We start from the raw sequence: 24,418 nt of genomic DNA, 5'->3' as shown, positions 1-24,418 counted from the left end.
CTCCACCTTGTTTGTATCTTTCCGAGCGGTCACATCAGTCACGGCGCACACCTCGCCAACGCAGGTTTCGGCGTGGATTCGCGATGCTGCGCAGTGTCCAAGAAATACCATGGGAAAAAGTAGTCCACTTTTCGAGGAACTTGCGCGAAGCCCCACGTGAATGTTCCGGTGGACGGTGAAGTTCGCGCCGGGGATTTCCCATGCAAAGCGCCCGGAGCTTCGCGACAAAGTCGGACTGGTTCCCTCAGCGGGCTGGTAATTGTTTTTCGAATCCAGGGTGCGCTGCACTGGCGCAAACATGTCGAATCGCCTGGCAAGAACTATCGGGCCCTGCCAGAATTCGAGTGATTCCAGAGCGCGCATCCCGCGGTCCGGTCGCTGGAACTGCCGCGCGGACGCGGCGGCACGCAAAAACCGCCGTGCCGGCAGCGATAACTCGCTGCCCGCACGGCGGGCTGCATGGCCTGAGGGACTGTCCTACGCGAGGGCGTCCTTGCTGTTCTGCACGAAGCCCGGAAGCACCGAGAGGCGTTCAACAGCGTCATCGATGATGCGGTCCACGAGCTGCTCGCAGGTCGGCAGGTCGTCGATGACGCCGACTACCTGTCCGGAAGCCAGCATGCCGGCCTGCGTATCGCCATTGACCAGACCTGCCTTGAGCAGCATCGGGGTGTTGGCGGCGAGCATCATCTGGCCCCAGCTGCGCCCGGTGCTGCGCTTCATGCGCAGTCCGTCGCGGGCCAGTCCCAGCCAGGTCTGCCCGGAAAGTTCCTTGAACTGCAGGGTGCGCCGCGCGGTGCCCAGCATTCGGCCCAGCGGCGAGCCGGATTCCAGGCTGTCGATGAACTCGGTGCGCAGCAGGCGGTGCGGCATGCCGTCGGCCTTGGTGGTCACCACGGTGCCGTCCAGCCCGAATTCGAGGTAGCGCTTCTTGATGTGCTCGGGCACGGCGCTGTCGCTGGTGAGCAGGAAGCGGGTGCCCATGCCGATGCCGGCCGCGCCGTAGGACAGCGCGGCGGCCAGGCCGCGCCCGTCGAAGAACCCGCCGGCCGCGATCACCGGGATGTCCACCGCATCCAGCACGGTGGGCAGCAGCAGGGTGGTCGGGGTGGCGCCGGTGTGGCCGCCGCCTTCGCCACCCTGGATCATCACCGCGTCGGCCCCCCAGGAGGCGACCTTTTCCGCATGGCGCGGCAGGCCGACCGAGGGGATGACCACCGCGTCGTTTTCCTTGAGCTTGTCGATCAGCTCGCGCTTGGGCGCCAGTGCGAAGGAGGCCACCTTCACGCCGTACTTGATCAGCAGATTCACCCGGTCCATGGCGTCGGCCGCATCGGCGCGCAGATTGACGCCGAAGGGCTTGTCGGTGCGGGACTTGGTCTCCACGATGGCCTTTTCAAGCTCGTCGTAGGTCATGGTCGCCGAGGCGAGGATGCCCAGGCCGCCGGCCTCGGCGGTGGCGGTGACCAGGCTTGGCCCGGCGACCCAGCCCATGCCGGTCTGCACCACTGGGTGCTGGATTCCGGTGAGCTCGGTCAGGGAGGTGCGGATGCGGTTCGTGGTGCTCAAGGGCTGACCTCTTGTTCTCTGCGGTGGGCGGGGTCCAGGACCTCGCGAATCAGTCGAAGCTCCTGCTCGTCGGGCAGGCGGGTGGCAGGGATCGTTTCCGGCACGTGCAGCTCGAAGCCGGTTGCGTCCAGCACCTCGTCCAGGGGAACCCCGGGGTGCAGGCTGAGCAGCGCCATGGTGCCGCCCGGCCCGCTGAAGTCGTAGACTCCGAGGTTGGTGACCACCCGGTGCACGTGGTGGAAGCGCGCCGCCCCGGGGCCGGCGGCCTTGGCGCGGTTCGCGCCGACCCCGGTCACGAAGTCGACGTCGCGCACGAAGCTGCGCGTGGACTGCCGGGCGATCCAGTAGCTGGTGGCGTGGTTGATGGTGTTGGTGGCCGCGGCCCGGGAGCCGAGCAGCTGGCGGTGCGGCTGGAAGTGGTCCCCGATGGCCGAGAAGTTGTGGTTTCCCTCCCGGTCGATCTGCGCTCCGCCCATCACCACATGGCGCTTGCCGGCGGCGATCAGCTCGAAGAGCTCGCGGTAGGGCAGGTAGCCGGCGCTGAACTCGCTTACCCCGCCCAGGGCCGGGACGTCCCCGTAGATGGTGGACTCGCCGTCGCTGAGCATGAGCGAGGGCGCGTGGGTCAGCGCGGCCAGCCGGGCGCCGAGCGTGGGAATGATGCCGGCCGGGCTGGCGAGGATGTCGTGCTGCCCGCGGAACAGGTCGCTGCAGGCTGCCACGGCGATCTCCGCGCGGGTGGCGGTGCTCAGGGTCTCAGGCATGTACGGCCTCCTTCCGCCAGATGGTCTCATTTTCCAGATACCCGGCGCGGTAGCGCTCCCACAGTGCGGGATCGGACGCCGCGCGGGCGTACTCGCGCTGCAGCTCCTCGTTGCGCGGGTACGCCGGCAGGCAGGTGGTGAAGTGGGCGCCGCCGGGGGCCTCGTAGACGTGGTCCACCATGGTGCGGTTCAGCAGCAGCGTGGAAGGGTGCGCGCCCTCGGTCAGTTCCCGGGTGCTAACCACCGATTCGGCGCTGAGGACGGTGCGCGCGGCGGCCCGGGCGAACAGGTCGTCCACGTAGGGGTCGGGGCCCAGGCACTGCCCGTTGCCCAGCGCGTCGGCGCGGTTCAGGTGGATCAGCGCCAGATCCAGCGGCACCGCCGGCATCGCCACCAGCGTTTCGCCGTCCTCGTAGGGTGAGGTGATGGTGCGGATCTGCGGGTTGACTGTCAGCACGTCCGAGCCCAGTCCGGTGCGGGTGACCTCGAAGGGCAGGCGCCGGCCGGCCGCGCGCAGCCCGGAGACCAGCATCGATTCGTCAAGTTCCGTGGTGGCGATGGCCCCGGATTGGCGGGCGGCCGCGAAGTGCGGGTCAACCGCGATGGAATCCAGGGTGACGAACCCGTGGACGACCTCGCGCACCTGCCCGGTGGCGCACAGCGTGCCGACGTCCGGGCCGCCGAAGCTGACGATGCGCAGGTCCTTGGCTCCGGAGCGCACCAGCGCGGCGACCAGGGCCATGGGCTTGCGCCGGGACCCCCAGCCGCCGATGCCGATGGTCATCCCGTCCTGGAACAAGCCCTGCAGCGACTGCGCCTCGATGACCTTGCCGGTCATGCCTAGGCTCCGGTGGCGACGAAGTCGTCGCGCAGCTCGTCGGCGACGCCGCCGAGGTTCAGCTCGAAGGTGAAGCCCTGCTCGAAGCGGTAGCTGCGGTTCACGTCGATCGGGTCGATGCAGTTCAGCGCCTCCTTGGCCGCGCGGATGACGCGCGGGTCCTTGGCGGCGATCTCGTTGGCGTAGGAGAACGCGGTCTCGTCGAGCTTGTCGGCGCTGACCACCTCGGCCACGGAGCCCAGCTCCGCCAGGCGCTGGGCGCTGATGTTCTTGCTGGTGAAGTACAAGGTGCGCAGCATGTGGGCCGGGACCAGCCGGGCCAGATGGGTGGCTGCGCCCAGCGCGCCGCGGTCCACCTCCGGCACGCCGAAGTAGGCGGTGTCGCTGGCCACGATGGTGTCCGCGTTGCCCACCAGCCCCACGCCGCCGCCCAGGCAGAAGCCGTTGACCGCGGCGATGACCGGCACCGCGCACTCGTAGATGGACTTGAATGCGGCGAAGCAGCCGCGGTTGGCGCCGAGGATGGCGTTGAAGTCCTCGGTGGACTGCATTTCCTTGATGTCCACGCCGGCGTTGAAGCCGCGGCCCTCGGCGCGCAGGATGACCGCGCGGGTCTTGGCGTCCTTGGTGGCTTCGTTCATGGCGTCCGCGACGCCGAACCATCCGGCGACCGGCAGCGCGTTGACCGGCGGGTAGTTCATGGTGATGACTCGGACTCCGTTGGAGTGCATTGCTGAAGTGATCGACATTGGGACCTCCCTGTACCAAACGTTTGCTTGTTTGTTACCCTAGCACTTGCTTGGTTTCAGGTACACTGGCAATCCATAAGCACCACATCGACGAAAGGAAAAAGCCCATGACTGGCATTTTGAGCGGCCGCGTCGCCATCGTGACCGGCGCAGGCCGCGGACTCGGACGCGAACATGCACTAGAACTGGCCCGCCAGGGAGCGATGGTCGTGGTCAACGACTTCGGCACCACCCTGGGCGGCGCCATCGACCCGGCGAACCCGGCCCACGAAGTGGTCGCGGCCATCCGCGCCGAGGGCGGGCAGGCCGTGGCCAACGGAGCCGATGTGGCGAACTTCGAGCAGGCCGGCGCCATGGTGCAGCAGGCCATCGACACCTACGGCCGGCTGGACATCCTGGTCAACAACGCCGGATTCGTGCGCGACCGCATGCTGGTGAACACCACCGAAGAGGAATGGGACGCGGTCATCCGCGTGCACCTCAAAGGCCACTTCGCCCCGCTGCGCCACGCCTCCAAGTACTGGCGCGACGAGGCCAAGGCCGGGCGCACCCCGCAGGCCCGCGTCATCAACACCACCTCCGGCGCAGGCCTGAAGGGCAGCGTCGGCCAGGCCAGCTACTCGGCCGCCAAGGCGGGCATCACCGGCCTGACCCTGGTCGCCGCCCACGAACTGGCCCGCTATGGCGTCAACGTGAACGCCATCGCCCCGGCCGCCCGCACCCGCATGACCGAAGACGCCTTCGGCGAGACCATGGCCGCCCCGGAAGAGGGCTTCGACGCCATGAACCCGGCCAACGTCTCCCCGGTCGTGGCTTGGCTGGCCAGCGCCGGCAGTGAAGTCACCGGCCGCGTCATCGAGGTCGAAGGCGGCCGCGTATGCATCGAGGAAGGCTGGAACCACGGCCCGCAGGTCGACTCCGGAGCCCGCTGGGAGGCCGCGGCCGTCGGCGCCCAGATCGAGCAGCTGCTGGCCCAGGCCGCCGTCCCGGAACCGGTGTACGGATCATGAGCACCGCAGCAGTGGACCCGATGACCGCCGGCGCCTGGGCCGGCCAGCATCTGGGCGAGAAGACCGTCGGCTACACCCAGGACCAGGCGATCCTGTACGCGCTCGCCGTCGGCGCCCGGCCCACCGACCTCGACCTGATCTTCGAGGACCGGCTGCGCGTGCTGCCGTCCTTCGGCCTGACCCTGGCCCAGTGGGCCCCGGACCTGCTGGCCGACCGCGGCGCCTTCGACAACCGCGCCGTGCACGGGGCCCAGGAGCTGCTGGTCTCCAAGCCGCTGCCGCGCAGCGGGGAGCTGGCGCTGAACGCCCGCGTGGGCGAGGTCTGGGACAAGGGCGGCGCCGCCGTCTTCAACATCATCGTCGAATGCGACTACTTCCAGGCCACCTGGCAGATCTTCGCCCCCGGCTTCGGCGGTTTCGACGGCGATCGCGGCCCGGCCCGCGCCGCCGCCCCCGAGACCCCGGCCACGGGCACCGCCAGCATGCAGACCGCGCCGAACCAGGCAGCGCTCTACCGGCTGCTGGGGGACAAGCACCACATCCACATCGATCCGCAGGCAGCCAAGCGCATCGGGCAGGACCGCCCGATCCTGCACGGGCTGTCCTCGCTGGCCGCAACCACGCTGCCGCTGGCCGAACTGGCCGGGGCGCACCCGGCGGACCTGGTTCAATTCGGCGGACGCTTCTCCGGGGTCGTTTTCCCCGGGGACCGCATCGAGGTCAAGACCTGGGACAACGGACGATTCGAGGCCGCAGTGGCCGACCGTACGGTAATCGCCGACGGATTGGCGGTCTTCGGCTAAGCACAGCCGCAGACCGGGGCGCGGCAGCGCCACGACAGCTAGATAGAGGGAACACATGAGAGTCATCGTCTTGATGAAGGAAGTCCCGGATACCTACGGCGAACGCGCCATAGATCTGGAAACCGGGCTGCTGAAGCGCGCGGACGCCGAGCCGGTGCTCGACGAGATCACCGAGCGCGCGCTGGAGGTGGCATTGCGCCACCGCGAAGCGCAGCCGGGCACCGAAGTGGTGCTGCTGAGCGTGGGTCCGGAAGGCAGCCTGCCGACCACCCTGCGCAAGGGCCTGGCCATGGGCGCGGACCGCGCGGTGCACGTGCAGGATCCGGCGCTGCTCGGCGCGGACCTGACGCAGACCGCCCAGGTGATCGCCGCCGCGGCCAAGCAGATCGGGTTCGACCTGGTGATCGCCGGCAACGTGTCAACGGACGGCGGAGGCGGCGCACTGCCGTCCATGCTGGCCGAACTGCTCGGCGTGGCCGGGCTGGCGACGCTGTCCAGCGTGCAGATCGACGAGCTGACCGTGGCAGGCCAGGTCAACACCGACGTGGAGCGCTACGAAGCCAGCGCTGACCTGCCGGCCGTCATCTCCATCACCGAGGCGCTGCCCGATGCCCGCTTCCCGAACTTCAAGGGCATCATGGCGGCCAAGAAGAAGCCGTTCGAGACCTTGGACCTGCAAGCCCTGGGCATGGCCCCGGGCGAAGAGGAAGCGCGGTCCATCGTGATCTCCGCCGCCGCCCGCCCGGCGCGCAGCGCCGGTACGCGGATCGTCGACGAAGGCGACGCCGGCGAGCAGATCGCCGAATTCCTGGCCAAGAACCAACTGATCAAGGGGCACTAAGATGAGCAGCAATTCCGGGAACCCGATCCTGGTCCTGGTGGACACCTCGCCGGAGGGGCAGCTGCGCGCAGGCGCGGGCGAACTGCTCGGCGCGGCCGCCTCGGTGGGCAGCGCCGTGGCGCTGGCCCTGGCCCCCGCCGCACAGGGCGAGCGCCTGTCGCAGGAGCTGGCTGAACTGGGCGCGACGCGCGTACTGGTCGCCGACTCCGCGGCCGCCGGCAACGCGGTCATCGCGCCCCTGGTAGATGCGCTGGCCGCCGCCTACGCACAGGTGCAGCCCGAGGCGGTGCTGGCCCCGAACTCCATCCGCGGCCGCGACGCCGCCGCGCGTTTCGCCGCCCGCGCCTGCCTGGCGCTGGCAGTGGACACCGTGGGCATCGACCGCGACGAGGAGGGCATCATCGCGCACCACTCGGTGTACGGCGGCGCCTACCTGGTTGATTCGGCAGCCACCACCGGCGCCCTGGTCATCACCCTGCGTCAGGGCTCCAGCGATGCCCGCGCCACCGCGCAGCCGGCCCAGCTCGAGCTGCTGGCCGTGCAGTCCTCGGGCGCGCCGGACGCCGTGATCACCTCCCGCGAAGAAGCGGTTATCGAGTCCTCGCGCCCCGACCTGCGCGGAGCTGACATCGTGGTCTCAGGCGGACGCGGGCTGGGCTCGGGGGAGAACTTCTCCCTGGTCGAGTCGCTGGCCGACGCCCTGGGCGGTGCCATTGGCGCCTCCCGCGCCGCGGTGGACGCCGGCTACGTGCCGCAGACCATGCAGGTGGGCCAGACCGGCGTCACCGTTGCCCCGCAGCTGTACATCGCACTGGGAATCTCCGGTGCCATCCAGCACCGGGCCGGCATGCAGACCTCCAAGACCATCATCGCCATCAACAAGGACCCGGAGGCGCCGATCTTCGACGTCGCCGACTTCGGCGTGGTCGGAGACCTGTTCACGGTGGTTCCCCAGCTGGTCGAGGCTATCGAGGGGAAGCGGGCTAACTAATGGCACGGCAGGGACTACCGCGCACCCCCGGGGCCGCCCCGGCCCAGCCTCCGGCTCCGGTGCAGGAAAACGAACAGCCCCAGCAGGCCGCCGAGCCCGTTGCCGCCACCTCGGCGCCGGCGGCCTCGGGCGGCGTGCGCCGCGGGTTGCCGCGTACAGGCGCCACGCAGGCGGCGGCCGGCCAAGCTCCGGCGCAGCAGGCCGCTTCGGCGGCAGCTGAACAGGCTGAGCAGCCCGCCGAGCCGGTGTCCGCGCCGCTGGCCGCCGCGTCCGGACGTCGCGGGCTTCCGCGCCCGGGTGCCGCAAGCACCCCGGCCGCTGCGGAATCGGCACCCGCCGCGCCTATTGCACCGGCTCCGGAGCAAGCGCAGGTCCCTGCCGCGCCGCAACCCGCGGCGGCGAAGACGCAGGCCCAGCCTGCCGCCAAGCCGTCTGCGGCGCCGGCCAAGCCGGCTCCGAGCGCGCCCGGCGCCCTGGCCAAGCTCTGGGCCACCGCCCGCGGCAAAACGCTGCTGCTGGCCGTGGGACTGCTGGTGCTGCTGGGCGCCGCGGTGCTTGCTGCCCGCTGGCTGGTCTCGCTGGACTCGGTGCAATCCTTCCTGGCCCGCTACCCGGGAGAGACCCACTTGCCCGAAGGAGCTCCGGTCGGGCTGCCGGCGTGGATGGGATGGCAGCACTTCTTCAACATCTTCCTGATGGTGCTGATCATCCGTTCGGGATGGCAGGTGCGCACGCAGCGCCGCCCGCCAGCCAGCTGGACCGCGAAATTCGGCAAGAACCCCAAGAAGATCGGTATCAACCTGTGGTTCCACCAATTCCTCGACATCCTCTGGCTGGTCAACGGCGCGGTGTTTGTCATCCTGCTGCTGACCACCGGCCAGTGGATGCGCGTGGTGCCGACCAGCTGGGAAGTCTTCCCGAACGCGCTCTCGGCCGCGCTGCAGTACCTGTCCCTGGACTGGCCGACCGAGAACGGCTGGGTGAATTACAACAGCCTGCAGGTGCTGGCCTACTTCGCGACCATTTTCCTGGCCGCGCCGCTGGCCGCGATCACGGGATTCCGGATGTCCGGAGCCTGGCCTACGAGGGCCGAGAAGCTGTCGCGCGCCTACCCGATCGAGGTAGCCCGGGCGATCCACCTGCCGGTGATGTTCTACTTCGCGGCATTCATCGTGGTGCACGTGGCCCTGGTCTTCTCCACCGGGGCGCTGCGCAACCTGAACCACATGTACGCGGCGCAGGACGCGGTGAACTGGACCGGATTCTGGATCTTCTTCGCTTCGCTGCTGGTCATCGTCGGCGGCTGGTTCGCCGCCCGGCCGATCCTGCTGGCCCCGCTGGCCTCGCTGTTCGGCAAGGTCGGGCGCTAGCTGCTGCACTCTGGAAGGACCGCTCCGCGCATTTCTGCGACGGGGCGGTCCTTCGTGGTTTCCAACGGGATGATAAGCGATTAATTGATCCTTGAGAGTGCGAAAGTGGGACTGCCCTTGCAGGGTTCCCTCGCGCGGGGTTCACTTGAATATCGAGAGTCCATCATTTCGGGTTGGGGACCGGGCAGGATTGAGAAACGAGTAGACGTTTGGCACAGCGCAAGACAGAACGAAAGAACCTGCAGGGCGAAGAAACCCGAACCAGAATTCTTGAAAAGACCATGCGACTGGTCGCGGTCCACGGATACTCTGGAACCAGCCTCAGCATGGTGCGCAGGACCTGCAACGTATCCGCAAGCTCCATCTACTGGCACTATTCGGGCAAGGATGAGCTGGTCGCGGCCGCCCTCGAGCACGCCTACCGTTCCCAGGCCCAGCGGCTGCCGAACTGGCTGGACACCCCGCCATCCTCCTCGCGCGCGCACGACTTGTATTCGCAGCTCATGCACTTGCCCAATGGCGAAGGTGAAATGGGCTACTGGCGCGTTGGCCTCCAGCTGGCGCTGACCAAACCCGAAGAACCGATCCCGGCCCGCGACCGCTTCCTGCAAATCCGCGCAGAAGCCATCGAATGGACGGCTGACTGGTGGGAGCGCACGCTGCCGGAAAACATGCCGCAACGCCGGGACGCGGCCCGCCTGATGGGGAACTTCACGGTCGCCGAGCGCGAAGGCAGCTTCCTGAAGCTGCGCGGCCCGCGCACCACCGATACCGCCCGGCTGACCCGGATGATCGCCGCCGCGCTGGACACGGTGGCAGAGCAGCTGCCGGTGCTGGCCGAGACCCATGACCTCACGCCATCCACGCCGACCCCGCCGCAGATGGCGGTGCTGGTATCCGCCGAAGACGCGGAATCGGGGCGTGAAGCCTTATTGCGGGCTGCGCAGGAGGTCATTGGCCAGTCCGGATATGACGGGGTGAGCATCTCCAAGGTCTGCGAACGTGCCGGGCTTCCCGCCAGCTCCCTGTATTGGTCTTTCAAGGACAAGGACGAGCTGCTGTCCACGGTGATATCCAACGCCTGCGCTGGGTGGAAGCAGCTGCGCGAAAAGGAATTCGCGCTGCCCCCGGGCGAGCACTGGGCCGAACAGATCCGCTCGTTCATCCTGCCATCGCTTAAGGGCTCGGAGCACGGCCAGAGCGCGGTGCCGATGAGCCTATTGCTGCTCCTGCAGCGTGCCGAGCACGTCCACGCAGGCCGCAGCGAGCTTGAAGGAGTACTGCAGGAGACATTCGAAGCGACCGTCGAATGGTTCGCCGCGCTGCTGGGCTCCGCAGCCGGGCCGCAACGCCGCCATGCCCAGGATGTCGCCATCTGCCTGTTCCGCATGCTTGACGGGATGCTCATCGGACGCCGGGTTGACGATCAGTTCTATGATCCGCAGCTGCTGGCAACGTTGATCAGCAACGCCATCGTCCAGATTGCGCAACGGGACGCCCAAGCCGCGTGAATCCTCCGCGGGGCATCGTTTTCCGGAGAATTCCGTACAAGCTGCCTACAGGCGGTTTGGCCGCGGCAACGGTGCCACCCCGCAGGGGTCCGATCCTGGCAGGTATGCGCCCGAGGCGCAGGATGGCTCCATCCGGCGGCATCAGGCAAGGCTGTCCGGATGCCGGAACCAGACGATTGGGGACCTCGGAAGCGCGGTGCGCCGAGTCATACATACGCCAATGTTCCGCGCTTCGCCCCTGATGCTTATACTTTAGGGAAGAACGTTCATATTCCCCGTCGAGCTTTTCCGCAGGTAACGAAATGCAGGCTCCTCGATACTCCATCACGCTGGTGGAATGCGGCGCCTGGCCACAGCGCGTGACGATGATTGCAGTGCTCAATGCCAAGGGAACATGAATCTATTGGATTACCGAGGAGATCATGATGGGTCGGCAGACCGCCATTCCCTTGTCGCTGACAAGCGACCAGCTGGACGATCTCGTCAGTGCGTTGGAAGCGCATCGCGACGGATTCAAGAAATTGGCTGCGGAAGCCAGCCTGGGTTTCGGCTTGGATTCCACCTATTGGCAGGGGCGGGTGGATGATGTGCAGAACCTGCTCGACACGGTGCATCGCCTGGTCGGCGAAGATGACCTCGGCTCGCGCACGGCGGGCTACGAGGAATCCTAGCGGCGGACCGCCTGAATTTCCGATCCTAGTGCGGCTCTGCGGGCGTCGCTGTCCTAGCCCAGCATGCATCCGTGCGGACGAAGCACGGCACCTCGTGGATCGCAGCGCTATGGGCCCAAAAAGATACCCGGAATGGCGAAAGCCGGCTGCGGTCGTTCCTGACGCATAGTTCGGCCAAGGTGGTTTCGGGCCGCAAGGGCTCGACTCTGGTGAAAATGGGGCTGGGGATGGTAATGTGCCACAGCTCCAAATGCTCGCTGTCCGTGTCGCATAACGCGAGAAGCACTGCGCGGCCGTGGATGGATACAAATCCCATCACGTCGTCGACCCGCTCGGTGGGGTCGGCCAGCACCACGGGCATGCCTTCGACCCAACCGTAGCTAGCTAGATGCCGTTTGGCGGCGGGAGAACTGAGAAGCTCTTCGACGCGCTGGCTGGCGTATGTGCGCAGCTCCGGGTATTCCATATTTTCCTCCGCTGACGGCAGCTCTCCGCAAGGTGATTGCCCACGAAATCCTGAGGCAGCTCGTGCCCGCAGGAATCCCCGGGTGTCGCCTTCGGCGCTCGGTGATCATCGTGGAGTATTCCTCTGACAATACGCCCATAATCCCGAATATCACATTCGCTGTCTACCACTATGTACGGATAATACGCTCTGCGAGTTCGGATTGTCCCTCGGCGGTCGATCCGGCTCGGCGCTTGTGAGCAATGCGACGGAGAAGACCCCCGGCGGAAAATTTCCGTCGGAGGTCTTACCCGGGCTGGAGGATGAGGCGGCCTAGTCTTCGGTGCCGCTCATTTCTTCCGCGGTGCGCACCAGTTCCTGGGCCCAAGCCAGCACCTGGGCGCCGGAAGCGCCCTGCGGCAGGCCGGAGGCGCGCAGCACCAGACGGACCTTGCCGGCGGCGTCGCGGACCGGAGCCAGCAGCGAATCCACGTCGTAGCTTCCCTCTGCGCCGAAGTCCACCGGGGCGTAGCCGGAGGAGGTCTGCGCGATGATCTCGCGCAGCCTGCGCTCCTGGGCCGGGGTGTACAGGCCCGAGGAGTATTCGCGCAGCACCGAGTAGACCTCTTCATCCGCGTAGTCCCCGCGCATGGTTACCGACCAGCCCCGGTCGCGGGCCACCTGCAGGCGGGCGCGGTAGTCCTGGGGGGTGCATTCGTCCGCCGGCAGGGCGCGGGCCAGCCAGCGCTCGATGGTTTCCTCGTCCTCCCAGGCCAGGCACATTTCGCCCATGGGCGGCATCAGCGGGATGCGTTCGCCCAGGCGCTGCCCGTCGTGGAACTCGCCGGTGCCGGAGACGATCACCGCCATCTCGTCGCCGATGACCGCCATGGTGGAAATATCCGCGTCCAGCGATGCCGCGAGCTGCTTCATCGTCGAGCTGTGGCGTTCCGCGCGGCGCACCCCGCGGATCAGGTCGGTCTCGAACGGCGCATGCAGCGACAGCGGGGCGAAGCGCCCGTAGCCGCCCTGGAAGAACAGCAGCGGGGCCACCGGGGAGCAGACCTGCAGCTCCTGCACCGCGCCGACCACGATGTAGTGGTCCCCGGCGTCGGTGATGGATTCGAAGGTGCAGTCGATGTAGGCGACCGCTCCCTCCAGCACCGGGGCTCCGGACGGAGCGGGGGTCCACTCGATGTCCTCGAACTTGTTCGGCGCGCGGCCGGCGAAGCGGCGGCACAGCTCTTCCTGGTCGGCGGCCAGCACGTTCACGCAGAAGGAGCTGGCGGTGCGCAGCTTCTTGAAGGTGGAGGAGGCCACCGTGGGCAGGAAGCCCACCAGCGGCGGATCCAGCGACACCGAGGTGAAGGAACCGACGATCATGCCGACCGGTTCGCCGTCCTCGGTGATGCCGGTGATCAGCACGACGCCGGTCGGGAAGTGTCCCAGGACGTTGCGGAACGCCATCGGATCTGAGACGGGCGGGGTCTGTGCCCCCAGTGCTACTGCATTCACGGTCTTTTCCTTTCAGTACTTCGCTGGCGCAGCTACTTCTGGCCGATGAGGTCCAGCGCGACGTCCACGATCATGTCTTCCTGGCCGCCGACCATGCGGCGCTTGCCCAGTTCCATGAGGATGTCGGTGGTCGGGATGCCGTAGCGCTCGCTGGCGGCTTCGGCATGGCGCAGGAAGCTGGAGTACACCCCGGCGTAGCCCAGCGAGAGGGTCTCGCGGTCCACGCGCACCGGGCGGTCCTGCAGCGGGCGGACCAGGTCGTCCGCGGCGTCCATGAGGGTTGGCAAATCGCAGCCGTGCTCGAAGCCGTACTTGTCCGCGGCGGCGATGAACGCCTCCAGCGGGGCGTTGCCCGCTCCTGCGCCCATGCCTGCCAGCGACGCGTCCACCCGGTTCGCGCCGTGCTCCACGGCGGTCAGCGAGTTCGCGATGCTCAGCGACAGGTTCTCATGCGCGTGGATGCCGATCTCGGTGGTCGGATCCAGCACCTGGCGGAAGGCGTCGACGCGTTCGCCCACGCCCTTCGGGGTCAACGCTCCGCCGGAGTCCACCACGTACACGCAGGTCGCGCCGTAGCTTTCCATGAGCTTGGCCTGGCGGGCCAGCTCGGCCGGCTCGGTCATGTGGGACATCATCAGGAAGCCGACGGTGTCCATGCCCAGCTCGCGCGCGGCGGCGATGTGCTGCGCGGAGACGTCGGCTTCGGTGCTGTGGGTCGCGATGCGCACCACGGTGGCGCCGGCCGAGTTGGCGGCCTTGAGATCCGTGATGGTGGCGATGCCCGGCAGCGCCAGGGTGGCGACCTTGGCGTTCTTCACCGCGGCGGCCACCGCGGAGATCCACTCCAGGTCGGTGTGGGCGCCGAAGCCGTAGACGCAGGAGGAGCCGTTGATGCCGTCGCCGTGCGCCACCTCGATGGAGGCGACCCCTGCCTTGTCCAGGGCGGTGGCGATGGCGACTGCCGACTCGACGCTGTACTGGTGGCGGATGGCGTGCATGCCATCGCGCAGGGTGACATCTGAGATGTAGAGCTTGCTCATGCCCGGGCCTCCTGGAGTTCTGGGTTTTCTGCGGTGGTTGAGTGGTGCTGCGCCCAGCGTTCGGCCACGGCCATGGCCGCCGAGGTCATGATGTCCAGGTTGCCCGCGTAGGCCGGCAGGTAGTGCGCCGCACCGGTGACCTCGAGCATCACGGTGACGCGCACGCCGGTGAAGTTGCCCGATTCCGGCAGGTGCAGCGGGTTCTCCTCGGTGAAGGTCTCGAACTGCACAGCCTGCTTGAGCTGGTAGCCCGGGACGTAGCCCTGCACCTTGGTGGCCATCTCAAGGATCGAGGATTCGATCTGGCCCAGGTCCGGATCGCCCTCCACCAGCGCGTAGACGGTGTTGCGCATGAGCATCGGTGGCTCGGCCGGGTTCAGGATCATGATGGCCTTGCCGCGGCCCGCGCCGCCGATGTCCACCAGCGCCTGCGAGGTGGTCTCGGTGAATTCGTCGATGTTGGCGCGGGTGCCCGGGCCTGCGGAGCGCGAGGAAACCGAGGAAACGATTTCCGCGTAGCGCACCGGGGCGACGGCGCTGATGGCCGCGACCATCGGCACGGTGGCCTGGCCGCCGCAGGTGACCATGTTCAGGTTCGAGTCATCCAGGTGGTCTTCCAGGTTGACCACCGGGATGCAGGACGGGCCGACGGCGGCAGGGGTCAGGTCAAGGACGCGGACCCCGGTGTCCTTCAGCTTCTCCCAATTGGCGCGGTGCGCGCCGGCGCTGGTCGCGTCGAAAACGATCTTGATGTCCTTGAAGTTCGGCAGCGCCAGCAGCCCGTCGATGCCCTCAGCGGTGGTGGCCACCCCGAACTTGGCCGCGCGGCGCAGACCGTCGGATTCCGGGTCGATGCCGACCATGGCGCCCATTTCCAGGCGCGTCGAGCCGCGCATGACCTTGATCATCAAATCGGTGCCGATGTTGCCGGAGCCGATGATGGCCACCGGCCAGCGATTGTGCTGTTCCATTAGTTCTCCTCGTGCGTGATGCGGACCTGTCCCAGGCCCTGGATGGTTGCCACCGCGTTGGCTCCGGCGGGGAAGTCGACCATGGGGCCCAGCGCCCCGGTCATTAGGATTTCTCCGCCGCGCAGCGGCCGGCCGAGCGAAGCCATGCGGCGCACCAGCCAGAGCGCGGCGCGGTACGGGTGGCCTAGACAGGCGGCGCCGGATCCGACCGAGCGGACCTTGCCGTTGACTTCCATGGCCATGCCGACGGCCGACAAGTCCAGCGCCGTGGGCAGCACCGGCACCGTGCCGGTGACGATCTGCCCGCAGGAGGCGTTGTCCGCAATCGTGTCCAGAATCGAGATATCCCAGTTCTCGATGCGGGAGCCGACGATTTCAATGGCCGGAAGCAGGTGGTCCACCGCGGAGATCAGCTCGTTGATGGTGGTGTCCGGGTGCGGCAGGTCCTTGTTCAGGACCAGCGCGATTTCCGCCTCGACCCGCGGCTGCAGCACCGCGTTGGCGGCCAGCGGCTCGCCGTCGGCCAGGCACATGTCTGCGAACAGCACCCCGAAATCAGGCTGGTTCACACCCATTTGGGCCTGGACGGCCGGCGAAGTGAGTCCGATCTTGCGGCCGACGACACGGCGCCCGGCGCTGATCGCGTGGTCCTCATTCAGGCGCTGGACCTCGTAGGCGGCTTCGATGCCGCCGGCTGCCAGCTCGTCGCGGATGGGGCTGATGGCAACGCCGTTGAGTTCAGCCTCGCGCAGACGCAGGGCGAGATCCGCCAGTGCCGTGGACTGTGCGCGAACCGTTTGAGTGTGTGTAGTCATCCGTCCTCCAAAGTGAAACTCCAGTATCTACAGCTCGCTTCGAGGCGTGATTCTGTTGTCTCAGAGAGCGGGATAAATAAATTGAAACTAGTTCTAGTTTTTCTCTGTAGTGACGTGTACAGTGAATGAAAACGAAGACGTGGTTCACATCACATGGAAGTTTTGCAGCAGCTTCCGCGAGGTGGACACAAGCATGGCCTGCGCAGCGAAGCGCAGTAGAAGACCTGAATCCCTTTTCCCAGGAAGGTTTCCAAATGAGCGTTCTGACCTCTGCCCCAACCCTTGTCCCGACCGTTCAGGCCACCACCCAGGCGCCGTCCATGGTCTCCCGGATGACGATGATCATGGAGGCCTTCGAGCCGCAGGATGCTCGCTTGCTTCTGGACGAGATCACCGTCCGTGCAGGCCTTCCGCGGTCCACGACCCACCGCATCCTCGACCAGCTGGTGCAGCTCGGATGGCTGGAGCACGCCCCCGACGGCTATGGCATGGGGTGGCGCTCGCTGAAGTACCGCAACAACGACTCGATCAGCAGCCGCATCCGCGCTGAAGCTGCGCCGCTGCTGCACGATCTGCAGATCCGCACCGGCAAGGTGGTGCACCTCGCGGTGCTCGAGGGCGCGAACATCCGCTATCTGGATAAGCTGGGCGGCCCGACCGCGGTGAACATCCCGTCCCGCGTGGGCGGCGTCAACCCCGCCCACGGAACCGCACTGGGCAAGTCGATGCTGGCGTGGATGGACCCGGAGGACCTGGACGAGATTTTCGCCAACGGCCTGCCCGGGGTCACCGGCAAGACGCTGACCGACTCGACCTTGCTGTACTCGGAACTCGCCCGCATTCGACGCCGTGGGGGACTGGCCTACGAATCCGGCGAGAGCTATGAGGGTATCACCTGCGTGGCAGCGGCCATCCGCGTTCGCCGCAAGCCGGTTGCCGCCTTGTCGCTCGTGGGGCGAGGCCGCGACTCCATGGAGCTGGTGGCTCCGCTGGTCCAGCAGGCTGCGCATCGAATCTCCGAAGCGCTGAGCGCTCCGGCCTCCATGACCGCCTGACTCGCACCCGGCGGCGCTCCGCTCGTTGACCGGCATCGCATGTATGCTGCCAGCCCCTGCTCCACGGAAGTCTGGCAGCATTTCCAGTCGTTCGGTATTTTGCGCGGGCAATAAGGCGATAACGGGACGCGAACCACCGTAACCTTGAAGAAAGCAAGGTGACGCTGGAAAGAGGTGGTCCCCATGGCCAAGAAAAAGAAGAAGCCGCAACGCAAGCAGGGGCATCCGGCGAAGGTCAACGCCAACGTGATGTCGCTGGCCCATGCAAAGGTCAAGCGGGGTCTCGACGCGCTGACGCCGGACTACGTGCGGTGGTACGAGCAGACCTACCAGGGCACCGGTGCGGTGGAAATGGATCTGATGGCGGTGCGCGATTCGCTGAGCTTCTACGCGGATCTCGTTGGTTTGGATTCGGTGACGGATTTCGATCCCCAGGCAATCGTGGCCATTGTCCACGGCTTGGTTGAGCGCGAGGAGCACCGCGAGGACCAGAAGCACCTCGGCATGATCCTGTCCGAGGCCTGGATTTCCTACAGCCTGTTCCTCGAAGAGTCCGGACTCTGGAAGCATCACGCCAGAGAGCTGGAGATGCTGCGCGACGGCCTGCACAGCACGCAGTTCTCGTTCAACGGGGGGCCTGGAATCGGCGGGATCTTCGAGGAAGAAGCCGAGCTGAGCACGGAAGAACGCGAGGCCGCTGCGAAAGCGCAGTTCGATGCCATGCCGGTAGTCGCGCTCGGGCACGCGATGGCCGCGTGGGTTGTCCAATCGCCGGAACGCCGGTGGGACTCCAATGATCCGCAGCCTTTCATCCAGTCCGCCATGCAGGAGCTGGAAGCATCAATTCCCTCCGGAATTACCGGCGAACGCCGTGAGATCATCATGGGTTATGTCTTCATGAGCCTGGTTATGGCAGGGGTGCTGAGCCTCGATTTCGGCCAGCCGCAGCTCATGGAGAATGCCGAGGGATTCGCGACGGCCGAAGGTGACGTGGGCCTGGGTGCCACCTATCTGCTGGTGCGTTCGATGGTCCAGCTGCTGATCGCGACGCCGGAAGAAGGCAACGAGGAAGCCGACGAAGTTTGGGATCTGACGCTGGGCTGGCTTACCGCAGCCCAGGACGGCGAGCCCCATTTGGTGGCGGAAGATCGGTACCCGGACCGCAGCGAGGAAGTCTGGGCGAAGGCCCACGCACGAATGCGGGAAATGATTGATCTGGGAATCGTCGAATCCGGCGACTACTACACGGTGCCGCCCATGGTGCAGACCATTCTGGCAGACCTGGAAGACGAGGATCTGGGCCCCGAAGACGACGAGGAATCACTCTACGGCGACGCCGCGGACTGGGAGGAAGAAGAGCTGTTCCGCCCCGCACGCACCGAGCCGTATACCGGGAAGGTCCTGCAGCTGAAGCTCGGACTGCGGGATACCAAGCCGCCGATCTGGCGCCGGGTGCTGGTGCCTATGGACCTGCACCTCGGCGACCTGCATGACATCATCCAAGCCGCCTTCGACTGGGACAACACCCACCTGCACATCTTCCGCACCGGACTCTACGACGGAACCAGCTACGGGGCGGACATCCCCGAGCTGGAAGTCGACGTCGATGAAACCGCGGCCCTGGTTTCGGAGGTGCTCAAGGCCGAGAACGACAGGCTGGAGTACAGCTACGACTTCGGCGACGACTGGCGGGTGCGCATCGACGTGGAGAAGGTCCTCGACGGGGACGGGGAATTCCTGCCGCGGTGCACCGGAGGCCGGCGCTTCTCGCCGCTGGAGAACTCGGGCGGAACCGAGGGGTGGGACGCCAAAATGGACATCATCCGGGACGCTGGGCATCCGGAACACGAGGAAGTCCAGGAGTGGCTGGCCGACACGTATTTTGAGATCCCGGATCCTGCGGAGTTCACCATTGAATCGGTCAACGAACGGCTGATGGCGGAGTTCTAAGACTCCAAGCCGTCGTTGGCCCCGCAGCGCCCAACTTCCCTTGGGCCGCGTTGTGACCCGGTATTCAAGCCGGCAAAAGATCCCCTTGGACCTGCTGTGATGCAGGTCCAAGGGGATCTTTGGTGTTGACGTTACGGCTTGCGCTGGATGAACACCACGGTGTCTTCAAGGGTGGCCGGATTCCCATTCGGGTCGGTGATCTCCCGTTCAACGACCTCCGCCTGCAGGATGTTCCAAGCATCGGAATCCAGCTGCAGCGCTTCGAGCTCGGTATCCGGCTGCGGGAAAGCAGGAACGTCGCCGTCGAAGGCCGGGGCGAAGGACGGGCGTGCGGCGTGGGACAGCGCCAGCAGATGCCCGCCGGGTGCCACCAGCTGTGCGGCTCTGCGCAGGATCTCGGCGCGCGCGAACTCGAACGGCGCTTGGAAGAAGCTCAGCGTCACTAGGTCGAAGGTCTGGGAGGTATTCCATTCGGACAGGTCCGCGGCGATGAAGGTGGCCTGCGGCTCGGTGAAGCCGTGCTTCGTAGCGTCCTGCCGGGCGCGTTCCACAGCGGTCGGGGAGATGTCGACGCCGGTGGCCTGCCATCCCCGCGATGCCATCCACATCACGTCGCCGCCCTCGCCGCTGCCCAGGTCCAGGGAGGTGCCCGGGGCCAACGGTGCGACCAGACGCTCAATGACCTGGTTGACCTTCCCTGACCAGACGCGCTCTGAACCGCCGTAGTGCTTCTCCCAGAACTCGACTCCGCGAAGCTCCTCGGTATCGTGATGGTGGTCCATGCCTGCATTCCCCTTAGTCCGTAGCCGATGGGTCGTCATCAACGATCCTAGGCGCAGGCGGCGGGCCGGGCGAGGCAGTTTGCGCCACCGGCAAAAACCCATACGTTGCCTACCGTGCGCTGACCTTTCCGAAGAGCCGGGCAATGGACGCCAGGATCATCGGCCGGCAGGCAGCCCAGGCGGCCGCGGTGGCCATGATGGCCACGGCGAACAGCCACAGACCGGTCCAATTGTCGGCGAACGCGGTCGGATCCGTGGAACCCTGGGCTGCGAACATGTGGTTCAGGTTGCGCAGGGCCCCAGTGGACAACACCAGCGCCACATGCACCACGATGAACAGCGCGAAGTAGAGCATGGTGGGGAAGTGCAGCGCGCGGGCCACTTCGATCGGATAGCGCTTGGTCAGCGCCGTCGCGTTCTTGGGCCAGAACGCGCTGAGGCGGAATCCGGTGGCGGCCGCCAGCGGCGCGGCGATGAATACCGTCGCGAAGTAGGCCAGCTGCTGCAACGCGTTGTAGTTCACCCAGCCGTTCTCCGTGGGCCAATCCAGCGTCATGTACTGCAGTGCGGCGGAGATGGCGTGCGGGAAAACTTCCCAGGAGGTCGGGATGATTCTCATCCAGTGCCCGGAAGCGAACAACAGGACCACGAACACCAGGCCGTTAACCAGCCAGAGCAGGTCCAGGCTCTGGTGCAGCCACAGGTTGATGCTCACCTTGGGGCTGCGTTTCGAGGACCAATAGGCAGGCGGTTTGCGCTGGTGCCGGACCTGCAACCCTGTACGGATGATCAAGACCATCAGGAACAGGTTGAAGAAGTGGTTCCAGGCCAGCCATCCCGGGATCCCCACGGGTGCCGATTCGGGCAGGTGGTATTCGCCCGGGTAGCGGGCGATGAAGCTGGAGATCGCGTCGAACCCGACGAACCAGCGGGCCAGCAGGACGACCGCGGTGGCCATGCCCAGTGCGCAGAAGGCGCCCAGCACCCCGGCCAGCACCCACTGCCTGGTGGTCAGCGGGCCGTGGCGCTTCGGCTCGGACTTCCTGGGTGCCGCCGTGGCAGCCGCGGCAGGCCTTGCTGGGGCAGTTGCCGGGGCGAGCGGCTTGCGCGGCTGTGGTGCCGCAGTCGGCTTGGCCGATGCGGCCGCCGCTGGGGCAGGCGCTGGCGCGGGCTCGGCAACCGAGGCTGCCGCCGCAACGGGCTGGGTCAACTTAGCCTGGGGTTCAGGTGCTTCGGGCTTCGCCACACGTGCCGCGGCAGGTTTGGTCGGCGTTGCCGGTGCGACGGGTTCCTGCGCAGCGGGGGCTGCGGGCTGTGCGGGTACAGTGCTCTTGGGGGCAGGAGTCGCCGGAGCCGAGTGGGCCGGAGCGGCCGAGACCGGAGGCCATAGCTGGCCGCCGGGTGTCCGGGGCAGCCCGCGGCGTAGCTTCTCCGCCGGAGCGGATTCAGCGGCCGGATCGGCCGATGCCTGGACCTCAGGGGCAGATGGTTCGGAAGCTACCGTGCCAGCTGACGCGGCGACGGCCGGTTCTGCGGCGGGCGCGACTTCCGCCGGCAGGGAGGCAGCTTCGGTTGCATCGGCCAAACCGGCCGACGCCACGGACCTTTCCGCCGGAGGCCAAGACTCCCCGCCCGGCACACGCGGCAGACCGCGACGCAGGGTGCCTGCTACTGCAGCCGCCGGGGAAGCGGACTGCACCGGTGGCGCAGGAGCCTCAACCACCGGATTCCCGGCCGCAGGACTGTCCACAGTGGAACTTTCGGCGGCGGGACCTTCGACAGCGGGAGCCGTGGCGGATGGCTGCGCGGCATCGAGCTGGCCGGGATCGGCAGGGAGCGCTTCGGAGGCCGCGGCCAGGAACTTGGCAGGAGGCCACGGTTCGCCGCCGGGAATGCGCGGCAGCCCCTGGCGCGGCAGACGAGTCGGGGTGCTCATGGCTACCGGCCCTTCGCGGCTTCCAGCGCCGCGATCAGCTGCGGAACCACCTTGAACACGTCGCCGACCACGCCGAAGTCGGCGATGTCGAAGATCGGTGCGTCGGCGTCCTTGTTGATGGCCACGATGGTCTTGGCGGTCTGCATCCCCGCCTTGTGCTGGATGGCCCCGGAAATTCCCAGCGCCACATACAGCTGCGGGGAGACCGAGACGCCGGTCTGGCCAACCTGCGCTGCATGGGGAACGAAGCCCGCATCCACTGCGGCGCGGGATGCGCCCACGGCGGCCCCCAATGCATCGGCCAGCTGCTCCACCAGCGCGAACTGCTCCGCGCTGCCCAGACCGCGGCCGCCGGAGACCACCCGGTCCGCAGAACGCAGTTCCGGGCGAGAGGAAGTCGACTCGATGGTCTCCAGGTTGGTGACCTCGATGTCCGGCTTGCCGCTGGCGGCGACCTCCAATGCGGTGGACTGCTCCGGCTGCGCGTCGGCGCGGGTCTCGATGCTGCCCACCCGCACGGTGATCACCGGAGCGCCGAAGGTTGGGGCGCTGGTGGTGGAGAAGCTTCCGCCGTAGATCGCATGCGATGCGACAACACCCTGGTCATCCCGGGAAACTCCGACGGCGTCGACGCTCAGCGAGGCCCGCGCGCGCACGGCGAAACGGGCCGCGACCTCGCGGCTGGAGTCGGTGTGGCCGGCCAGGACCGCCTGCGGCTGGACCAGAGCGGCGGCTGCCTGCAGGGCATCCACCAGCGGGACGGTCGGCCGGCCCTCCAACGGCACCGTCAGCACCTGGACGGCCCCGGAGGAGCTGGCCTGCGCCGCCAGCGCGGGCAGGGCCTGCGCCGGCCCGGACACCAGTGCCACGGGGGTTCCCACGGCCGCCGCGGCGCCCAGCAGCTCGGCATGGTTCTTGGCCAAGGCGGGACCCGGCGCGGTTTCCAGGAGAACGAGAATTGAATCGGTGGCAAAAGTTGTCATGAGTGTTCTCCGTTCACGCCAGGTTGTTCTTGACCAGGAAATCGGCCAGGGCGTTGCCCGCCTCGCCGTCATCGGTGATGACGGTGCCGGCCTCGCGTGGCGGCTTCTTGGCCACCGAGAGCATGATGGTCCTCGCTGTGTCCGCCGGCAGCGGGTCGATGCCCAGGTCCGCCAGGCCGAGGGCCTCGATCGGCTTCTTCTTGGCGGCCATGATGCCCTTGAAGTTCGGGAACCGCGCATCGGGCAGGGACTCGGTGATGGAGGCGATGGCCGGCAGGGGCACCTTGATCTGGGCGCGGACACCGTCGAATTCGCGGGATCCTTCCACAGCCTCCGGGCTGATCCGGACTTCGGAGAGTCCCGTGGCGGCCGGCAGGTCCAGCAGCTCGGCCAGCATGGCGGGAAGCACCCCGGCGGCGCCGTCGGTGGACATGTTGCCGGTCAGGACCAGATCGTAGTTCCCGCGGCGCAGCGCGGCGGCCAAGGTGTCTGCGGTGAGCAGGAGGTCGGCGCCGAGCAGCTGCTCGTCACTGATGTGCACTGCGGACGCTGCCCCCATGGCCAGGGCCTTGCGCAGGGTTGCCTGAGCGGAATCCGGGCCCATGGTCAGCACGGTGATCTCCGTTCCCGGGGTGCCGTCGGCGTACTTGAGCGCGACTTCCAGGGTGCGCTCGCCGATTTCATCGAGGACTGCCTCGGATGCCACTCTGTCCGCCAAACCGGTTTCCAGATTCAGCAGCCGGTCCGCCCCCGTGTCGGGGACTTCCTTGATCAGAACAGCGATCTTCATCAATCTCTCCTCAGCTAATCGCCACGCGCTGCACGCAGCCCGGTGGTTGTCGGGCCGCTGTCGGGCGGTCGAGGATGCCGACCGCCAAATGAAGCATGTGTTGTAAAACACAATACTGATTAATGCCGCCTGGTGTCGGATTGCGGGTCGTGGTTCACCGTCATGTCATGGAAAAGGCGAGGTGAAGCGGGAATCGCCGGCAGGGGGAGGAGGGGCGCGCGGGGCTCGGAGCCGCTAGCTTCTTCAGGTCGCCGCGGAACGCTGTTCCAGCAGGGTGCGGATGCCGTCGAAGTGGTGTGCCATCAGCGCTTGGGCGGTCTGGACGTCCTTGGCGATGACCGCATCCAGGATGCGCCGGTGGCCGCGGGCGGTCTCGACCAGTATTTCCTGGTCGTGCGGGAAGTTGCTGATTGAATCGTGGATCGAGTGGTAGACGTCCCAGAAGACGCCCATCAGGTTGGAGAGCAGCCGGTTGTCCAGCGGTTCGAAGAGGATCTGGTGGAACTGGCGGTCCGCTTCGGTGAATCCCTCGCCGGCGGCGGCGTGCTGCTCCATCTGCTGCACGCAGTCGCCCAAGCGCTGCAGGTGGTTTTCGGTGGCGGAGGCGATGGCGATGCCGATCAGTCCGGTTTCCAGGGCTTGGCGCACGTCGACCAGTTCGCTGGCGCTCTGGCCGTTCTGGCGCAGCGACATCTGGCCGCGGAAGGATAGCGTGTCGTAGAGGGCGCTGAGATTTTCCTCGGCGACGAACATGCCGAAGCCGTGGCGGGTGTCGATGATGCCCTGAGCCTGGAGTACCTTGATCGCCTCGCGCAGGGAGTTGCGTCCGACGCCCAGCTCGGCCATGAGTTCCTGCTCGGTGGGCATGGGATCGCCCGGAGCCAGGTTGCGATCGAGAATGATCCCCGTGATGTCGTTCGTCAGAGCGCGAAGGCGAGATCTGGCGTCGGATCGCCGAGCGGCTGTACTCATATTTCGGGTTTCCTTTCCGGGGGCTTCGGTGCGGAATGTGATGCTGT

23 protein-coding genes are annotated in these 24,418 nt (G+C 67.0%); 9 read left to right on the top strand and 14 right to left on the bottom strand.

The genetic code is table 11. The features are described 5' to 3' along the window. Window positions 1–477: 477 nt before the first annotated feature. Genes RF641_RS10935 through RF641_RS10920 form a run of 4 tightly spaced genes read right to left on the bottom strand, consistent with a single transcriptional unit; the run spans window position 478 to window position 3,920 of the window. Entirely contained in the window at window positions 478–1,569 is a 1,092-nt protein-coding gene (locus tag RF641_RS10935) for an NAD(P)H-dependent flavin oxidoreductase (RefSeq protein ID WP_113607373.1), read from the bottom strand. Then, window positions 1,566–2,333 carry a CoA-transferase subunit beta gene (locus tag RF641_RS10930; protein WP_053799076.1) on the bottom strand — a complete coding sequence of 256 codons (768 nt, stop codon included), beginning with the start codon at window positions 2,331–2,333 and terminating at the stop codon, window positions 1,566–1,568. Before RF641_RS10930 ends, RF641_RS10935 begins: the two co-directional genes overlap by 4 nt. Continuing rightward, window positions 2,326–3,171 (bottom strand): CoA transferase subunit A, encoded by an 846-nt coding sequence (locus RF641_RS10925; protein WP_424573168.1) that lies wholly within the window; start codon window positions 3,169–3,171, stop codon window positions 2,326–2,328. Before RF641_RS10925 ends, RF641_RS10930 begins: the two co-directional genes overlap by 8 nt. Before the next feature lie 2 nt (window positions 3,172–3,173). After that, complete coding sequence (locus RF641_RS10920; RefSeq protein WP_113607375.1) at window positions 3,174–3,920, bottom strand: enoyl-CoA hydratase family protein; 747 nt, start codon at window positions 3,918–3,920, stop codon at window positions 3,174–3,176. A gap of 107 nt (window positions 3,921–4,027) precedes the next feature. Here RF641_RS10920 and RF641_RS10915 point away from each other — a divergent pair, with 107 nt between their 5' ends. The 7 genes from RF641_RS10915 (at window position 4,028) to RF641_RS10885 (ending at window position 11,117) form a co-directional block, all read left to right on the top strand. Beyond that, entirely contained in the window at window positions 4,028–4,930 is a 903-nt protein-coding gene (locus tag RF641_RS10915) for an SDR family oxidoreductase (protein WP_047120426.1), read from the top strand. Further along, window positions 4,927–5,733, top strand: a complete 807-nt coding sequence (locus tag RF641_RS10910) for a MaoC/PaaZ C-terminal domain-containing protein (RefSeq protein WP_053799075.1) — start codon at window positions 4,927–4,929, stop codon at window positions 5,731–5,733. Before RF641_RS10915 ends, RF641_RS10910 begins: the two co-directional genes overlap by 4 nt. Before the next feature lie 55 nt (window positions 5,734–5,788). Beyond that, the gene (locus tag RF641_RS10905) at window positions 5,789–6,574 is read left to right on the top strand and encodes an electron transfer flavoprotein subunit beta/FixA family protein (RefSeq protein ID WP_424573167.1); all 786 of its coding nucleotides are present in this window, start codon (window positions 5,789–5,791) and stop codon (window positions 6,572–6,574) included. A gap of 1 nt (window position 6,575) precedes the next feature. Beyond that, window positions 6,576–7,565, top strand: a complete 990-nt coding sequence (locus RF641_RS10900) for an electron transfer flavoprotein subunit alpha/FixB family protein (protein ID WP_424573166.1) — start codon at window positions 6,576–6,578, stop codon at window positions 7,563–7,565. Next, a complete protein-coding gene (locus RF641_RS10895) occupies window positions 7,565–8,935 on the top strand; it encodes a cytochrome b/b6 domain-containing protein (protein WP_424573165.1) in 1,371 nt (456 codons plus the stop codon). The genes RF641_RS10900 and RF641_RS10895 overlap by 1 nt, the downstream gene beginning before the upstream one ends. Window positions 8,936–9,144: 209 nt before the next feature. After that, on the top strand, window positions 9,145–10,446 hold the full coding sequence (locus tag RF641_RS10890; RefSeq protein WP_424573164.1) for a TetR/AcrR family transcriptional regulator: 1,302 nt from the start codon (window positions 9,145–9,147) through the stop codon (window positions 10,444–10,446). Window positions 10,447–10,871: 425 nt separating this feature from the next. Beyond that, entirely contained in the window at window positions 10,872–11,117 is a 246-nt protein-coding gene (locus RF641_RS10885) for a hypothetical protein (protein WP_113607379.1), read from the top strand. Between the two features lie 25 nt (window positions 11,118–11,142). On the opposite strand, the gene RF641_RS10880 is transcribed toward RF641_RS10885, so the two are convergent. The 5 genes from RF641_RS10880 to RF641_RS10860 form a co-directional block, all read right to left on the bottom strand. Next, entirely contained in the window at window positions 11,143–11,583 is a 441-nt protein-coding gene (locus RF641_RS10880) for a hypothetical protein (RefSeq protein WP_113607380.1), read from the bottom strand. Between the two features lie 312 nt (window positions 11,584–11,895). Next, entirely contained in the window at window positions 11,896–13,077 is a 1,182-nt protein-coding gene (locus RF641_RS10875) for a flavin reductase (RefSeq protein ID WP_424573163.1), read from the bottom strand. A gap of 32 nt (window positions 13,078–13,109) precedes the next feature. Continuing rightward, the gene (dmpG, locus tag RF641_RS10870; protein ID WP_424573162.1) at window positions 13,110–14,117 is read right to left on the bottom strand and encodes a 4-hydroxy-2-oxovalerate aldolase; all 1,008 of its coding nucleotides are present in this window, start codon (window positions 14,115–14,117) and stop codon (window positions 13,110–13,112) included. Continuing rightward, the gene (locus tag RF641_RS10865) at window positions 14,114–15,088 is read right to left on the bottom strand and encodes an acetaldehyde dehydrogenase (acetylating) (protein WP_424573161.1); all 975 of its coding nucleotides are present in this window, start codon (window positions 15,086–15,088) and stop codon (window positions 14,114–14,116) included. Before RF641_RS10865 ends, dmpG begins: the two co-directional genes overlap by 4 nt. Further along, window positions 15,088–15,903 carry a fumarylacetoacetate hydrolase family protein gene (locus tag RF641_RS10860; RefSeq protein WP_424573160.1) on the bottom strand — a complete coding sequence of 272 codons (816 nt, stop codon included), beginning with the start codon at window positions 15,901–15,903 and terminating at the stop codon, window positions 15,088–15,090. The genes RF641_RS10865 and RF641_RS10860 overlap by 1 nt, the downstream gene beginning before the upstream one ends. Before the next feature lie 254 nt (window positions 15,904–16,157). Between RF641_RS10860 and RF641_RS10855 the strand changes: the two genes are divergently transcribed. Beyond that, a complete protein-coding gene (locus RF641_RS10855; protein ID WP_053799068.1) occupies window positions 16,158–16,958 on the top strand; it encodes an IclR family transcriptional regulator in 801 nt (266 codons plus the stop codon). A gap of 183 nt (window positions 16,959–17,141) precedes the next feature. Then, complete coding sequence (locus RF641_RS10850; RefSeq protein ID WP_424573159.1) at window positions 17,142–18,908, top strand: plasmid pRiA4b ORF-3 family protein; 1,767 nt, start codon at window positions 17,142–17,144, stop codon at window positions 18,906–18,908. Between the two features lie 131 nt (window positions 18,909–19,039). On the opposite strand, the gene RF641_RS10845 is transcribed toward RF641_RS10850, so the two are convergent. From RF641_RS10845 to RF641_RS10825, 5 genes are all read right to left on the bottom strand, one after another. Beyond that, window positions 19,040–19,690: a class I SAM-dependent methyltransferase gene (locus RF641_RS10845; RefSeq protein WP_424573158.1), complete on the bottom strand. Its 651-nt coding sequence runs from the start codon at window positions 19,688–19,690 to the stop codon at window positions 19,040–19,042. Window positions 19,691–19,799: 109 nt separating this feature from the next. Further along, window positions 19,800–21,626, bottom strand: a complete 1,827-nt coding sequence (locus RF641_RS10840; protein WP_424573157.1) for a cytochrome b/b6 domain-containing protein — start codon at window positions 21,624–21,626, stop codon at window positions 19,800–19,802. A 2-nt stretch (window positions 21,627–21,628) separates the two neighbouring features. Next, window positions 21,629–22,609, bottom strand: coding sequence for an electron transfer flavoprotein subunit alpha/FixB family protein (locus tag RF641_RS10835; protein ID WP_424573156.1), 981 nt, complete (start codon window positions 22,607–22,609; stop codon window positions 21,629–21,631). A 13-nt stretch (window positions 22,610–22,622) separates the two neighbouring features. Continuing rightward, on the bottom strand, window positions 22,623–23,399 hold the full coding sequence (locus RF641_RS10830) for an electron transfer flavoprotein subunit beta/FixA family protein (RefSeq protein ID WP_424573155.1): 777 nt from the start codon (window positions 23,397–23,399) through the stop codon (window positions 22,623–22,625). A 243-nt stretch (window positions 23,400–23,642) separates the two neighbouring features. After that, window positions 23,643–24,371, bottom strand: a complete 729-nt coding sequence (locus RF641_RS10825; RefSeq protein ID WP_047120413.1) for a FadR/GntR family transcriptional regulator — start codon at window positions 24,369–24,371, stop codon at window positions 23,643–23,645. Window positions 24,372–24,418 lie beyond the last annotated feature (47 nt).

This window comes from Arthrobacter sp. 'calajunan' (genome assembly GCF_046940185.1).
GTDB lineage: Bacteria > Actinomycetota > Actinomycetes > Actinomycetales > Micrococcaceae > Glutamicibacter > Glutamicibacter soli.
Note: the sequence above shows the minus strand (reverse complement) of the source record. Positions and strands in the feature narration are given on the sequence as shown.